The 14,784-nt window shown below is 67.2% G+C and carries 11 protein-coding genes and 1 riboswitch; of the genes, 8 read left to right on the top strand and 3 right to left on the bottom strand.

Annotated elements, in window-relative coordinates:
- The first annotated feature begins 113 nt into the window (after positions 1 to 113).
- Positions 114 to 6,155 (top strand): excinuclease ABC subunit UvrA, encoded by a 6,042-nt coding sequence (uvrA, locus tag F9Z44_RS18510; RefSeq protein WP_159608174.1) that lies wholly within the window; start codon positions 114 to 116, stop codon positions 6,153 to 6,155.
- Between the two features lie 184 nt (positions 6,156 to 6,339).
- Positions 6,340 to 6,663, top strand: coding sequence for a hypothetical protein (locus F9Z44_RS18505; RefSeq protein WP_159608173.1), 324 nt, complete (start codon positions 6,340 to 6,342; stop codon positions 6,661 to 6,663).
- Here F9Z44_RS18505 and F9Z44_RS18500 read toward each other — a convergent pair whose 3' ends face one another.
- Genes F9Z44_RS18500 through F9Z44_RS18490 form a run of 3 tightly spaced genes read right to left on the bottom strand, consistent with a single transcriptional unit; the run spans position 6,664 to position 9,183 of the window.
- Positions 6,664 to 7,047: a hypothetical protein gene (locus F9Z44_RS18500; protein WP_159608172.1), complete on the bottom strand. Its 384-nt coding sequence runs from the start codon at positions 7,045 to 7,047 to the stop codon at positions 6,664 to 6,666. It lies immediately after the preceding gene.
- Between the two features lie 52 nt (positions 7,048 to 7,099).
- Positions 7,100 to 8,374, bottom strand: coding sequence for an MFS transporter (locus F9Z44_RS18495; RefSeq protein WP_159608171.1), 1,275 nt, complete (start codon positions 8,372 to 8,374; stop codon positions 7,100 to 7,102).
- Positions 8,371 to 9,183: an HAD-IIB family hydrolase gene (locus tag F9Z44_RS18490; RefSeq protein WP_159608170.1), complete on the bottom strand. Its 813-nt coding sequence runs from the start codon at positions 9,181 to 9,183 to the stop codon at positions 8,371 to 8,373. The genes F9Z44_RS18495 and F9Z44_RS18490 overlap by 4 nt, the downstream gene beginning before the upstream one ends.
- An 88-nt stretch (positions 9,184 to 9,271) precedes the next feature.
- Positions 9,272 to 9,348, top strand: a riboswitch (S-adenosyl-L-homocysteine riboswitch).
- Positions 9,349 to 9,410: 62 nt separating this feature from the next.
- Here F9Z44_RS18490 and ahcY point away from each other — a divergent pair.
- From ahcY to F9Z44_RS18460, 6 genes are all read left to right on the top strand, one after another.
- Positions 9,411 to 10,844: an adenosylhomocysteinase gene (ahcY, locus tag F9Z44_RS18485; RefSeq protein ID WP_159608169.1), complete on the top strand. Its 1,434-nt coding sequence runs from the start codon at positions 9,411 to 9,413 to the stop codon at positions 10,842 to 10,844.
- A 5-nt stretch (positions 10,845 to 10,849) separates the two neighbouring features.
- A complete protein-coding gene (locus tag F9Z44_RS18480) occupies positions 10,850 to 11,617 on the top strand; it encodes a TlyA family RNA methyltransferase (RefSeq protein ID WP_159608168.1) in 768 nt (255 codons plus the stop codon).
- A 42-nt stretch (positions 11,618 to 11,659) separates the two neighbouring features.
- Positions 11,660 to 12,490: a methylenetetrahydrofolate reductase [NAD(P)H] gene (gene metF / locus F9Z44_RS18475; RefSeq protein ID WP_159608167.1), complete on the top strand. Its 831-nt coding sequence runs from the start codon at positions 11,660 to 11,662 to the stop codon at positions 12,488 to 12,490.
- Positions 12,487 to 12,903: a septal ring lytic transglycosylase RlpA family protein gene (locus tag F9Z44_RS18470; protein WP_159608166.1), complete on the top strand. Its 417-nt coding sequence runs from the start codon at positions 12,487 to 12,489 to the stop codon at positions 12,901 to 12,903. The genes metF and F9Z44_RS18470 overlap by 4 nt, the downstream gene beginning before the upstream one ends.
- Before the next feature lie 126 nt (positions 12,904 to 13,029).
- Positions 13,030 to 14,010 carry a Bug family tripartite tricarboxylate transporter substrate binding protein gene (locus F9Z44_RS18465; protein WP_159608165.1) on the top strand — a complete coding sequence of 327 codons (981 nt, stop codon included), beginning with the start codon at positions 13,030 to 13,032 and terminating at the stop codon, positions 14,008 to 14,010.
- A 172-nt stretch (positions 14,011 to 14,182) separates the two neighbouring features.
- Entirely contained in the window at positions 14,183 to 14,782 is a 600-nt protein-coding gene (locus tag F9Z44_RS18460) for an OmpW/AlkL family protein (RefSeq protein WP_159608164.1), read from the top strand.
- The last annotated feature ends 2 nt before the right edge of the window (positions 14,783 to 14,784 follow it).

Raw genomic sequence — 14,784 nt, 5'->3', positions numbered from 1 at the left:
TGGGCTGAGTCTAGGCAGCCTGGCCAGGCGGGAAATTGTGGGTATGACGTACACGACGGGGGGTATGCCGCGCGGCTCCGTAGAATCTTTGCGTCCCCCTCTGGAGCCCCTGCATGTCCGATGCCTTTTTGCCCGACGAGCTGCCTGCGGCCGCGATTCAACCCGCGTCCGACCACGAGGGGCGCGACCGACCGACGGAAGGTGGCACCGGGCTGATCCGCATCCGCGGCGCGCGCCAGCACAACCTGAAAAACATCGATCTCGACATCCGCACCGGTGAGCTCACGGTGGTCACCGGACCCAGCGGATCGGGCAAGTCGAGCCTGGTGTTCGACACCCTTTTTGCAGAGGGCCAGCGGCGCTATGTGGAAACCTTCAGCGCTTATGCGCGCCAGTTTCTGGACCGCATGGACAAGCCTGCAGTGGATCGGGTGGAAGGCGTGCCACCGGCCATCGCGATCGACCAGACCAACCCGGTGCGCAGCTCGCGCTCCACGGTCGGCACCATGACCGAGCTCAACGACCACCTCAAACTTTTGTTCGCGCGCGGCGCCGAGCTGTTCGACCGCGACACCGCGGCGCTAGTGCGGCACGACTCACCGGAGTCGATTTATGCCGAGTTGAGTGCGCGCGCCGCAGCGCAAGGTGACCCGCGACTCGTCGTCACCTTCCCGGTGGAGTTGCCGGCCAGCACCACACCCGAAGAAATCGAACAGTGGCTCTCGGCCAGCGGCTACACGCGCGTGCAGGCCGAACGCGTCGTGCACCGCGCCGCACCGGCTGTGGATGACAAAGTCAAAACCAAAGGCAAGGCCAAGGCCGCGCCCATGGAGGCCATCAAGGTGCTTGACGTGGTGGCCGACCGCTTCCGTATCGGCACCACCGAACCCGCGCGCGTGATGGAAGCCATCGAAGTGGGCTTGAAGCGCGGCGGTGGCAAGCTCATGGTCTATGCCCTGAAATTGGAATCTGACCCCCAATTGGGTGCGGCGGCTGAGCCCGAGATCTGGAGGTTCAGCACCGGCCTGCATTGCCCCGAGAGCGACATCCGCTACAGCGAGCCCACGCCGTCGATGTTTTCGTTCAACTCGGCGGTGGGGGCTTGCGAGGCCTGCCGGGGCTTCGGGCGGGTGATCGGGGTGGACTACGGGCTGGTGATTCCCAACGACAAGCTCACGCTGCGCGCCGGTGCGATCAAGGTGTTCCAGACGCCGGCCTGGAAAGAGGCGCAGGACGACATGATGCGGCACGCCGAGGCCGCGGGCATCCCGCGCGACACGCCCTGGGCCAAGCTCACCGACGAGCAGAAGCACTGGGTCAAGGCCGGCTCGCCGCAGTGGAACGGCAAGTGGAACCAGCACTGGTACGGCGTGGACCGGTTCTTCGAATACCTGGAAAGCAAGGCCTACAAGATGCACATCCGTGTGCTCTTGTCCAAGTACCGCAGTTACACCGAATGCCCGAGTTGCGGCGGCGCCCGTCTCAAGACCGACAGCCTGCTCTGGCGTCTGGGCACGAAGGCGCAGGCGGATGCGGTGCTGCCCGTGGCGAAACGCTATTTGCCGAAAGGCGTGAAGTGGAGCCGAGCGCAGGTGGAGGCCTTGCCGGGGCTGTGTCTGCACGATTTGATGTTGTTGCCGCTGGACCGGTTGCGCACGTTCTTCGCTTCTCTGGCTCCCTCCCCCGCTGGCCAACAAGCCCCCATCCCAACCTTCCCCCAAGGGGGGAAGGAGCCGAATGCCGGCCAGGCGCAGGCCCTCAAACTCCTGCTTGACGAAATCAACACCCGCATCCGTTACCTCTGCGAGGTCGGCATCGGCTACCTCACCCTCGATCGCCAGAGCCGCACGCTGTCCGGTGGCGAGGTGCAGCGCATCAACCTCACCACGGCGCTCGGCACCTCGCTGGTCAACACCTTGTTCGTGCTCGACGAGCCCAGCATCGGCCTGCACCCGCGCGACATGGCGCGCATCGTTGATGCGATGCTGCGCCTGCGCGACGCGGGCAACACGCTGGTGGTGGTCGAGCACGACCCGGCCGTGATGCTGGCCGCCGACCGCCTGATCGACATGGGCCCAGGCCCGGGCGAGCGCGGCGGGCAGATCGTCTTCGACGGCACGCCCGAGTCGATCCGCAGCGCCGACACGCTCACCGGCGCCTACCTGGGCGCGCGCAAGACCATCGGCATGGGTTTCAAGCGCGCGGTGACCGACAGCACGCCGCGCCTGATCCTGGAAGGTGCGCGCGAGCACAACCTGAAGGACGTGTCGGTCGAGTTCCCGCTGCAGCGCCTGGTGGTCGTCACCGGTGTCTCCGGCTCGGGCAAGTCCAGCCTGATTCAAGACGTGCTGGCCCCAGCGCTGCTGCGCCACTTCGGCAAGTCCACCGACACGCCCGGCGCGTTTGACCGCCTGCTCGGCGCTGAGCAACTGAGCGAGGTGGTCTTCGTCGACCAGTCGCCCATCGGCAAGACAGCGCGATCCAACCCGGTGAGCTACGTGGGCGCGTGGGATGCGATCCGCGCGCTGTTCGCCGACGCGCCACTCTCGCGCCAGCGCAGCTACACCCCCGCCAAGTTCAGCTTCAACAGCGGCGACGGGCGCTGCCCCACCTGCGGCGGCTCGGGCTTCGAGCACGTGGAGATGCAGTTCCTGAGCGACGTGTATCTGCGCTGCCCGGACTGCGACGGCAAGCGTTACCGGCCCGAAATCCTGGAGGTGCGCATCGAACGCGGCGATCGATCGCTCAACGTGGCCGACGTGCTCGACCTCACGGTGAGCGAGGCCGCCGCGTTGTTCGCGAACGACCGCGAAGTGATCCGCGTGCTGCAGCCCATCGTGGACGTGGGCCTCGAATACGTGAAGCTCGGCCAGCCTGTCCCCACGCTGTCGGGCGGCGAGGCGCAGCGCCTCAAGCTTGCGGGCTTCCTGGCCGAGGCCTCCAAGAGCGCGAGCGCGAGCCGCCAACCCCTCTCGCGCAAGGGCACGCTGTTCCTGTTCGACGAGCCCACCACCGGCCTGCACTTCGACGACATCGCCAAGCTCATGCGCAGTTTGCGCAAGCTGCTCGACGCCGGCCACTCGCTGGTGGTGATCGAACACAACCTGGACGTGATCCGCTCGGCCGACTGGTTGATCGACCTCGGCCCCGAAGGTGGTGACGCGGGTGGCCTGGTGGTGGCCGAAGGCGCGCCCGAGCAGGTGCGCGAACACGCGAGCAGCCACACGGCCAAGGCGCTGCGCGAGTACGCCTTGTCCATGGGCGAGGTCCACGCGGTGCGCGAGGGTCGCGTGGCCGACTACCTGGGCCAGTCCAGCGGTCTGGCCGCAGCCGCCCGGCGCAGCGACCAACATGGTCACGCCATCCGCATCGTCAACGCCAAGGAGCACAACCTCAAGAACCTGAGCGTGAACATCCCGCGCGGGAAGTTCAACGTGATCTCCGGCGTGAGTGGCTCGGGCAAATCCACGCTGGCCTTCGACATCCTGTTCAACGAAGGCCAGCGCCGCTACCTGGAGAGCCTGAACGCCTACGCGCGCAGCATCGTGCAGCCCGCGGGCCGGCCCGAGGTGGACGCGGTCTACGGGATTCCGCCCACGGTGGCGATCGAGCAAAGACTCTCGCGCGGCGGGCGCAAGAGCACGGTGGGCACCACCACCGAGGTCTGGCACTTCCTGCGCCTGCTCTATGTGAAGCTGGGCACGCAGCACTGTGTGCACGATGGCGCGGCCGTGATGCCGCAGAGCGCCGACAGCATTGCAGCCTCCATCCTCAAGCGCTACGCGGGCCAACACATCGGCCTGCTCGCGCCGCTGGTGGTCAACCGCAAGGGCGTCTACACCGAGCTGGCCGACTGGGCGCGCCCGCGCGGCCACACTCATTTGCGCGTCGATGGCGAGTTCCTCCCCACCACCGGGTTCCCGCGCATCGACCGCTTCAAGGAACACACCATCGAGCTGCCGGTGGCCGACTTCGTGGTGAACGCTGACCAGGAAGCCCAGCTGCGCAGCCAGCTCGCCAAGGCACTGGAGATCGGCAAAGGCGTGGTGCACGTGTTGCACCCGCTCGACGGTCTGGCGCGGGCGCTGGAAGAGGGTGCTTCGACGCGCGAGCTGGGTCGGCTGGAGGTGTTTTCCACCACGCGCGCCTGCCCGGTGTGTGCCACCAGCTACCCCGAACTCGACCCACGCCTGTTCTCGTACAACAGCAAACACGGCTGGTGCCCCGACTGCGTGGGCACGGGCCTCAAACTCTCGCGCGACCAGCGCAGCGTGCTCGACGATTCGGTGCGCGACGACAGGGAACGCGGGCGCGAACAGAGCTTTGCCGAACCCGAGGTGGAAGACCTGGTGGACGAGGTCTGCCCGGGTTGCGAAGGCACCCGCCTGAACGCCCAGGCCCGCGCGGTGAAGTTCAGCGCGGTGGGCATCACCGACGTGGCGCGCTTGTCGGTGCGCGAGGTTCGGAGTTGGGTGCAAGGCCTCATGAAAGAGGCCGTGATGTCCACGCGCGAAACCGGCATCGCACGCGACCTGCTGCCCGAAATCGAAAGCCGCCTGGCGTTTCTGGAAGAGGTGGGCTTGAACTACCTCACGCTGGACCGGGGCGCGCCCACGCTCAGCGGCGGCGAGGCGCAGCGCATCCGCCTCGCGGCGCAGCTCGGCAGCAACCTGCAGGGCGTGTGCTACGTGCTCGACGAGCCCACCATCGGCCTGCACGCACGCGACAACGCGATATTGCTCAACGCGCTGCACAAGCTCGGCGACATGGGCAACACGCTGGTGGTGGTGGAGCACGACGAAGACACGATCCGTCGCGCCGACCACATCATCGACATCGGCCCGAGTGCTGGCAAACGCGGCGGGCGTGTGGTGGCGCAGGGCAGTGTGGACGACCTGTCGGCGAACCCGGAGTCGGTGACGGGCCGGTATTTGCTGCACGCGATGAAGCATCCACTGCAGCCGCGGCGCGAGGTGACCCCGCTCGACCCCTTCCCCCGCTGGGGGAAGGCAGGGATGGGGGCCGGCGCTCCGAATGCAGCGGCTCAGGCGAGCCCCCACCCCAGCCCTCCCCCAGCGGGGGAGGAAGCCAGTCATTGGCTGCAGGTGCACCGCGCCCAACTCCACAACCTCAACCAGCTCGATGCCGCCGTCCCCCTGCAACGCCTGGTGGTCATCACCGGCGTGTCCGGCTCCGGCAAGTCCACCCTCGCACGCGACGTGCTGCTGACCAACGTGGCCGCCGCCGTGGCCCAGCGCAGCACCAAAGCCGGCCGCGACGCCATGGACCAAGGCCAGTTCCCCGCGTGGTCCGGCTGCGCCAGCGTGAGCGGCTTCGAGTCCGTGGACCGTGTGCTCGAAGTCGACCAGACACCCATCGGCAAAACGCCACGCAGCTGCCCGGCCACCTACATCGGCTTCTGGGACACGGTGCGCAAGCTGTTCGCCGACACGCTCGAAGCCAAGGCGCGCGGCTACGGCCCGGGCCGCTTCAGCTTCAACACCGGCGAAGGCCGCTGCCCGGGCTGTGAAGGCCAGGGCATGCGCACCATCGAGATGAGCTTCCTGCCGGACGTGAAGGTGCCCTGCGAGGTCTGCCATGGTGCGCGCTTCAACCCGGAAACCCTGGCCGTCACCTGGAAGGGCAAGAGCATCGGCGACGTGCTGCAGATGGAGGTGGACGAAGCGGTCGACTTCTTCGCCAGCATGCCCAGCATCGGCCACCCGCTGCAGCTGCTCAAAGACGTGGGCCTGGGCTACCTCACGCTGGGCCAGCCCAGCCCCACGCTCAGTGGCGGCGAGGCGCAGCGCATCAAGCTGGTGACCGAACTCAGCAAGGTGCGCGACGACATCACGCGCCGCGGCCAGAAGCCGCCGCACACGCTCTATGTGCTGGACGAACCCACCGTGGGTCTGCACATGGCCGACGTGGAAAAACTCATTCGCGTGCTGCACCGCCTGGTGGACGGCGGCCACAGCGTGGTGGTGATCGAGCACGACCTGGACGTGATGGCCGAAGCCGACTGGATCATCGACCTCGGCCCCGAGGGCGGAGGTGGCGGTGGCCTCATCGTGGCCGCAGCCCCGCCCGACGAGGTGGTGCGGCTGGACACGCACACCGGTCGCGTGCTGGGGCCGGTGCTGGCGCGTGCTTGATGAACGTCCTTTCCCCCGTTTGCCCTGAGCTCACCTTGTCCGTTCGCCCTGAGCCTGTCGAAGGGCTTGCGCGATGCTGGTGGGCGGGGCTTCGACAGGCTCAGCCCGAACGGGTATGGGCTCAGTCCGAACGGGTATGGGCTCAGCCCGAACGGATGCGGGTTCGATTCAAACAAGGCAAGGCGTGAGCGCACACCAGGTCATCCACATCCACCCGGCCGCACCTCTCCAGCCTGCGCTGGGCGCACCCTGCAACGGCTGTGGCGTGTGCTGCCTGGCCGAGCCTTGCCCACTCGGGCAGGTGCTTTCACGCAAGCGCAGCGGGGCGTGTGATGCCTTGCGATGGGACGAAGTGCAATCGGTCTACCGCTGCGGTGCCATCACTGATGCCGCCGGTGTGCTGGGCCCGCGCTGGCGCTGGGCGGCACCGGTGTTGCAGAAGCTGGCGGGGCGGTGGATTGCCGCGGGTGGGGGGTGCGATGCCCACCTGAACAGCGATCGGGGCTGATCAGCGCGCGAACAGCGCGACCACGCCGATGCCCAGCGCGGCGAGCACAAACATGAGCACGCGCGTGCGCACGCGCAGCAACTCCACAGCGGCGACCAGGCGCGCGTTCTGCTCGGCCAGCTCAGCCAGGGTCTGCGCCATCTGGGTCTGTGTCTGCGTCTGCTGGTCGATCAGTTGCCGGGCTTCAATGAGCCGGTTGCGCAGTTCACCCAGGCTGGGCGGTGTGTCCGACACGAGGTCCATGGGCGCGCCGGTGACGGGCGCTGTCTCGGGCGTCTTCTGCCGCTCCATCAGTTTGCGCGCGGCGTTGAGCACCTTGGGCGCGTGTTCGATCACGTCGCCCCAGGGAATCACTTTGAGGGCGAGCAGCCAGGGGATGGCCATGGGGAGGGTCCTTTCGCAGGGCGGAAACGCGGAATGCACCCTTGGGAGCAGCTTAACCCCGTGGGGTTCCCGCAGATGGGGACGGCGCTGCGCGTCTCAACAGCCACCAGCCCAGCCCGGCCACCGACAACAACAGCACCGGAAATCCCACCGTGGGCGCCCACTGCAGGGCCGCGGCGCCGGCGGCCGGCGCCAGCACGCCGCCCAGCGTGTAGGAGAGCACCAGCACGGCGGTGCTGTTGACCAGCGTGATGCCGTCTTCGCGCGAGCCGATGTCGATCATGGCCAGGGTGTAGAGGCTGCCGCCGGCGCCACCCCATAAAAAGGCCACTGGCGCGGCCAGCCAGGGTGTGCCGGCCACGAAGGGAATCACCAGCGTGGCCAGCAGCGTGATGAGCGCACACATCCGCATGATCGTCAGGCGGCTGGCGCGGGCGTTGCCCCAGCGTTGTGCAGGGTGGTGGGCCAGGCGGTCGGCCAGCAGGCCGGCGGGCAGCATCATGATGGCGCTGCCCAGGCCGCTGGCCGACACCAGCAGCGCAGCGGCGGTGGCGCCCAGGCCCAGCGCCAGACCGTACAGCGGCAGGATGGACGTGAGGCCGCTCTCGAAGAAACCGCCCACAAACCCCACCGTCATGATCAGCGGGTGCAGGCGCAGCGCGTGCCACACGCCCGATAGGCCAACCTTGGCGTTGTGCGCATCGGCGGCGGCAGGCAGGCGCGGAATGAGCAGACTCCAGCCCAGGCCGAACACGGTGAGCGCCAGCGCCAGCCAGAGCGCCGCATCGCTCTGCGCGCCGTACCAGGCCAGCACCAGCGGGCCGAGCACGAAGGTGGTGCCGACCATGGTCTCGAAAATGCCGACGTTGCGCCCTCGCTGTGTGGGCGGTGAAAACTCCGCCACCACGGCTTCGGCCAGCACCCAGCGCAGGCCGGCGGCCATGCCTTCGATGAGGATGCACACGAACCACAACACCAGCGAGTGGCTGAACAGGAAACCCATGATGGCCACCACCGGCACGAAGGCCGCGAGCCACAGCGAGGGCCGCCTGCCCAGGCGCTGCGTGATGGCCGAGGCAAACGGTGTCATGGCGAACACGCCGAGCCAGCCGGTGGCCACGAACACGCCGGCCAGCGCCGTGGACACGCCATCGCCCTTGAGTCGCAAGAGCAGCAGTGGCATGAGCATGAAGTAGCCCACCAGCTGGAAGAAGGTGGAGCCAAAGATGGCCACCAGCCCGAGGCGCGCCTGTGCGGGCACCAGCGCGCTGGGCGCGGTGCCGGTGAGGGCCTGGCTGTGCTGCGGCGGCAGCGGGTGTTCGCTCATTTGTCGATGGCCGAGAGCACCGCGTCCGCCACTTCGGCAAATCCCGCGCCGCGCGCGCCCTGCGCGACAAAGCGCGGGTGGTGGCTGAGCGCGGCCCAGAAGCGCGCCACGTTGGCCACGCCCACGCTGTGCGGGAAGTGGCCGAACATGCGCGCGTCGTTGGTGGAGTCGCCCACGTAGACCCAGCGGTCGAGTTCGGTATCCAGGTCGCGGCCCAGGCGCGTGCGCACGATCCAGCGCGCGCCGGCCAGCTTGTCGTGATCGCCGATCCAGCCGTTGATGTGGATCGAGCTCACGGTGGCGTTGAGGCCATCGCGGCGCATCAGCGCCACCACCTGCGCGATCTCGGCTTCGTTCAGGTGCGCGAACTCGCTGTGGTCGATGGCGATGTCGGTTTCGCGCCCGGGGCTGTCGGTGGCCAGCCGGGTTTGCGGCAGTTCGCGCAGCACGCGCTGTGCCGTGGCCTGCAGGCGGGCGAAGTTGGTGGTTCGGGTGGCGGCGTCTTGAAGGTAGTCCCGGCGGAGCCGGCCGTCGTCGCTGCGCCACAGCGCCACGGCGCCGTTTTCCGCCACGATCGCGTCCACCGGCCAGGCCAGTGCAAAGGCCTCGCTCCAGCCGGCCGGCCGGCCGGTGATGGCCAGCACCGGCAGGCCAGCGGCGCGCAGGCGGTGCAAGGCGTCCAGCGCATCGGGCGTGATGGCACCGTTGGTCGTCAATGTGTCGTCGATGTCGGTCAACACCCCATGGATGCGCGCGCGCGCCGCGGCGGGCCACAGGACGAGCGGGGAGGGCGTGGGGAGGGTCGGCATGGGGCCGGGAGTGTCGCACAGGCGTGTAGCAGGTCCGGGTTTGAGTCCCTACAAACACCCACCCGCAGGCTTGCTGGGCTAAAATCCCGCATCCGAGGAGCGTTGCAGCGTCCCCATTTGCGGGGCGTGAGGCTCGGACCATCCATGCAACGACGCTCATCCACATCCGTGCGATGAGCTTTTTTTCGCCCGCTGATGTGGTTTATCCATCCTTACTGGAGCGAACCATGAATGCCCGTCTGAACAACCCCACCTTCACCGATTGCGCGATCGCCGACATCACCCTGGCCGATTGGGGCCGCAAGGAAGTCAAGATCGCCGAGACCGAAATGCCCGGCCTGATGGCCATCCGCGAAGAGTTCGCCAAGGCGCAGCCGCTCAAGGGTGCGCGCATCACCGGCAGCATCCACATGACGATCCAGACCGCCGTGCTGGTCGAAACCCTGCAAGCCCTGGGCGCCAGCGTGCGCTGGGCCTCGTGCAACATCTTCTCCACGCAAGACCACGCCGCCGCCGCACTGGTGGCCAACGGCACGCCGGTGTTCGCACACAAGGGCGAGTCGCTGGACGAGTACTGGGACTTCACCCACCGCATCTTTGAATTCGGCGCCGCCGGCACCGAAGGCGAAGGCCCCAACATGATCCTGGACGACGGCGGCGACGCCACCCTGCTCATGCACCTGGGCCAGCGCGCCGAGAAGGACGCCTCCGTCCTGAACAATCCACAGAGCGAAGAAGAGATCTGCCTGTTCAACGCCATCAAGGCCAAGCTCTCCGAAGACAAGACCTGGTACACCCGCAAGGCGGCGCAGATCATCGGCGTGACCGAAGAGACCACCACCGGCGTGCTGCGCCTGAACGAGATGTCGGCCAAGGGAACACTGCAGTTCCGCGCCATCAACGTCAACGACAGCGTGACCAAGAGCAAGTTCGACAACCTGTACGGCTGCCGCGAGTCGCTGGTCGACTCCATCAAGCGCGCCACCGACGTGATGATCGCCGGCAAGGTCTGCGTGGTCGCTGGTTACGGTGACGTGGGCAAGGGCTCGGCCCAGGCCCTGCGCGCCCTCAGCGCCCAGGTCTGGGTGACCGAGATCGACCCCATCAACGCCCTGCAGGCCGCAATGGAAGGCTTCAAGGTCGTGACCATGGAATACGCAGCCGACAAGTGCGACATCTTTGTGTCCGCCACTGGCAACAAGAACGTGATCCGTTACGAGCACATGGCCGCCATGAAAGACGAAGCCATCGTCTGCAACATCGGTCACTTCGACAACGAGATCGACGTGGCCTCGCTCGAAAAGTGTGTGTGGGACGAGATCAAACCCCAGGTCGACCACATCACCTTCCCCGACGGCAAGAAGATCACCCTGCTGGCCAAGGGCCGCCTGGTGAACCTGGGTTGCGCCACTGGCCACCCCAGCTTCGTGATGTCGTCGAGCTTCGCCAACCAGACCATTGCGCAGATCGAGCTGTTCACCAAGCAGGACCAGTACGAAGCCGGCAAGGTCTACGTGCTGCCCAAGCACCTGGATGAGAAGGTCGCGCGTCTGCACCTGAAGAAAGTCGGCGCCATGCTGACCGAACTGAGCGACGAGCAGGCGGCCTACATCGGCGTCTCCAAGCAAGGTCCGTACAAGGCCAACACCTACCGCTACTGATCCGCATGCGGGCAGACCAACTGCTCGTCGAGCGCGGGCTGGCGGCTTCCAAGTCGCAAGCGCAACGGCTGATTGCATCGGGTGTGCGCTGGCGGCTGCCGCCGGGCGACTGGAAAACCGTCTCGAAGAACGGCGAAGAGCTGCGCGAGACGGTGGAGTTGCAAGCGGTGGACAACGCCGAGACGCGTTTTGTCTCGCGCGGTGGCCTCAAGCTCGACGGTGCGCTGCAACGCGTGGCGCTTGACGTGCGTGGCCTGCGCTGCCTCGACGTGGGGCAGAGCAGCGGTGGTTTCACCGACTGCCTGCTGCAGCGCGGCGCACAGCAGGTGGTGGGCGTGGACGTGGGCCAGGGCCAGCTGCATCCGCGCCTGCGCGCTGACGCGCGGGTGGTGTGTATCGAGCGCTGCAATGCGCGTGATCTCACCGTTGAGGCCTTGATGGATGCGGGCGGCTCAGCTGCCGCCGCACCGTTCGACCTGATCGTGGGCGACCTGTCCTTCATCTCGCAGACGCTGGTGTGGCCAGCGCTCGTCCCCTTGCTCACAGCGGGTGGGCATGTGCTCATGCTGGTCAAGCCGCAGTTTGAACTGCAGCCCGAGCACATCGGCAAGGGCGGCCTCGTGAAGAGCGAAGCGAGCTACCCGCTGGTGCGTGAGCGCATCGAGCAGGTGGTCCAAGACAGCGGCCTGGCGCTGCTGGACTACTTCGAGAGCCCGATCACCGGGGGTGACGGCAATCGCGAATTTCTGGTGTTCGCCCGCCTGCCGGCCTGAAGCTGGAGGCGGCGCCGGACCCGCACATTTCTGGAGAACCCCATGGGTCTGCCCGTGAGTTTTGAATTTTTTCCACCCAAGACACCCGAGGGTGTGGAGAAGCTGCGCGCGGTGCGCCAGCAGCTGTATGCGTTGAGGCCCGAGTTCTGCTCGGTGACCTACGGCGCGGGTGGCTCCACGCAAGAAGGCACCTTCAACACGGTGCGCGACATCCTCGCCGAATCGGTGCCGGCGGCCTCGCACTTCTCGTGCATCGGTGCCACCAAGGCCTCGGTGCGGGAGCAGCTCGCCACGCTCAAGGCCATGGGCGTGAAGCGCCTGGTGGCCCTGCGCGGTGATCTGCCCAGCGGTTATGGCGCGGGTGGCGAGTTCCACTACGCGAGCGACCTGGTGGCCTTCATCCGCGCGGAGACCGGCGACGATTTCCATATCGAGGTGGCCGCGTATCCGGAGGTGCACCCGCAGGCGAAGTCGCCCGAGTCGGATCTGCAGGCCTACGCGACCAAGGTGCGCGCGGGCGCGCATTCGGCCATCACCCAGTACTTCTTCAACAGCGACGCCTACTTCCGCTTTGTGGACGACGCCTACAAGCTGGGCGCCGACGTGCCGGTGGTGCCCGGCATCATGCCCATCACCAGCTCCACGCAGCTCATGCGTTTTTCGGACGCTAGCGGCGCCGAGATCCCGCGCTGGATCCGGCTGCGCCTGCAGGCCTTTGGCGACGACACGGCGTCCATCAAGGCCTTCGGCCTGGACGTGGTGACCGACCTGTGCGACCAGCTGCGCAACGGCGGCGTGCCGGCGCTGCACTTCTACACCATGAACCAGAGCGCGGCCACGCTGGAAATCGCGAAGCGCCTGCAGCTGTCATGAGTTTCAAGTCCGCGTTCACGCTCGCCCTGGCCACTGTGTTGTGGCTGGGCGGCTGTGCGACGCGTGCGCCCTCGCAGCCCGACCCGGTTGAGGGGGACGAGCCAGCCGCGGTACTGGAAGAGCGCGAGATCGAGCGGGGCCAGGCCTCGTGGTACGGCGATCCCTTTCATGGGCGGCGCACCGCCAGCGGCGAGATCTTCAACATGCACGATCTCACCGCCGCCCACAAGACGCTGCCCTTCGGCACGCGCTTGCGGGTGCGCAACCTCGCGACCGGGCAAGACGTGTTGCTGCGCATCAACGACCGTGGTCCCCACGTGAGGGGTCGCATCATCGACCTGAGCCGCGCTGCCGCGGCGCAGGTCGGCCTGCTGGGCAGCGGCACGGCGACGGTGGTGCTGCTGGCCGAATGAGTGCCTCGCGGCCCGCCGGATGCTCATGGACGAACTTCGCCCGGTGATGACCGGGCTGGAACTGGTAGCCTCCAACTGGGCGAGATGGCAGCGATCAGGCTGCACGCCCTCACATCAGGAGCCCGTATGCATTCCCCTGCTTCATTGAACCGCCGCACCGTGTTGATGGCCGTCGCGGCCACCGTGGCCGCGCCCGCGCTGAGGGCCCAGACACTGCCCCGCACCATCCGGCTGGTGGTGCCGTTCCCGCCCGGCGGCTCGCCCGACATCCTGGCCCGGGCCTTGCAGCCCCGGCTGGCCGCCGCGCTCGGTGTGAACGTGGTGATCGACAACAAACCGGGTGCCGGGGGTTCACTGGGCGCCACGGACGTGGCGCGCTCGGCGCCCAATGGCGCCACGCTGCTCATGGGCCACACCGGCACGCTGGCCGTCAACCCCGCCATCTACCCCGGCCTGGCCTACGACCCGCAGAAGAGCTTCGCCCCGATCGCCTGGGTGGCCCGTGTGCCCAACGTGCTGGTGATCAACGCATCGCTGCCCATCACCTCGTTGAAGCAACTCATCGAGCGCGCCAAAGCGCAGCCCGGCCAGCTCACGCACGCTTCGGGCGGCAATGGCAGCGCCGCCCACATCGCCTTTGAATACCTCAAGCAGCGCGCGGGCATGTTCATGCTGCACATCCCCTACCGCGGCACGGCGCCCTCGATCACCGACGTGATCGGTGGTCGCGTCGACTGCACCTTCACCGGCGCGCCAGCCGTCCTGCCGCACGTGCAGGGTGGCCGCCTGCGTGCGCTGGCGGTGTCGAGCCCGCAGCGCCTGCCCGCCCTGCCCAACGTGCCCACGGTGGCCGAGAGCGGTTACCCCGGCTTCGAGGCCGATCAGTGGTACGGCATCGTCGGCCCCGCCGGCATGCCACCCGACCTGGTGGCGCGGCTCAACGCAGAGATCAACGCGGCGCTGGTCCACCCCGAGGTGCTGGAGCCGCTCACGCGCGAAGGCGCCACACCCATGCCGTCGAAGCCGCAGGACTTTGCCGCGCTCATCGCGCGCGAGATTCCGCGCTGGGCCGAGGTGGTGCGCATCGGCAACGTCAAGCCGTCCTGAGTTTTCAATGCGGTCACCGCTCGCCGTGGCCGCCGCCGAAAATTGATCTGCGTCAAACGCCGGTGTGATCGCCGAGGGCGTGGTCGGCCGTATTGATGCAGCGCAATATGTCGCGGGTCGGGGTCTTCTGTAATCGATGTCGGGAATGTTCCCGCTTCGATCACTGAACACCATGAAAAAGACCACTGTGGCTCTCGCCTCCCTCGTGCTGATGGCATCGGGCGCGGCCCTTGCACAAGACTTCAACGCAGGCTCGCTGCTGGTGCGCGCCCGCGCCGTTCATCTGGACAGCGCCAACAAGGACAGCACCGGCCTGGATCTTTCGATCAACAACAAGACGCTGCCCGAAATCGACTTCACGTACTTCTTCAGCCCCAACCTGGCGGCCGAACTGGTGCTGACCGTGCCGCAGAAGCAGCGCGTGTACGCCGGCGCCACCCAGATCGGCAGCTTGAAGCACCTGCCGCCCACGCTCACCTTGCAGTACCACTTCAACCACAGCAACGGCATCAAGCCCTACCTGGGCGCCGGTCTGAACTACACGCGCTTCAGCTCGGTGGATCTGCTCGGTGGTGGCGCGGACCTCAAGCGCAACAGCTATGGTCTGGCCTTGCAGGCCGGCGTTGATGTGCCGCTGTCCAAGAACCTGTACCTGAACGTCGACGTGAAGAAGGTCTACATCAAGACCGACGTGATCGCCGCTGGAAGCAACATCGGCACCTTCAAGGTGGACCCGATTCTCCTGGGCGTGGGTCTGGGCTGGCGCTTCTGAGG

Source organism: Hydrogenophaga sp. PBL-H3, from assembly GCF_010104355.1.
Lineage (GTDB): Bacteria > Pseudomonadota > Gammaproteobacteria > Burkholderiales > Burkholderiaceae_C > Hydrogenophaga.
Note: the sequence above shows the minus strand (reverse complement) of the source record. Positions and strands in the feature narration are given on the sequence as shown.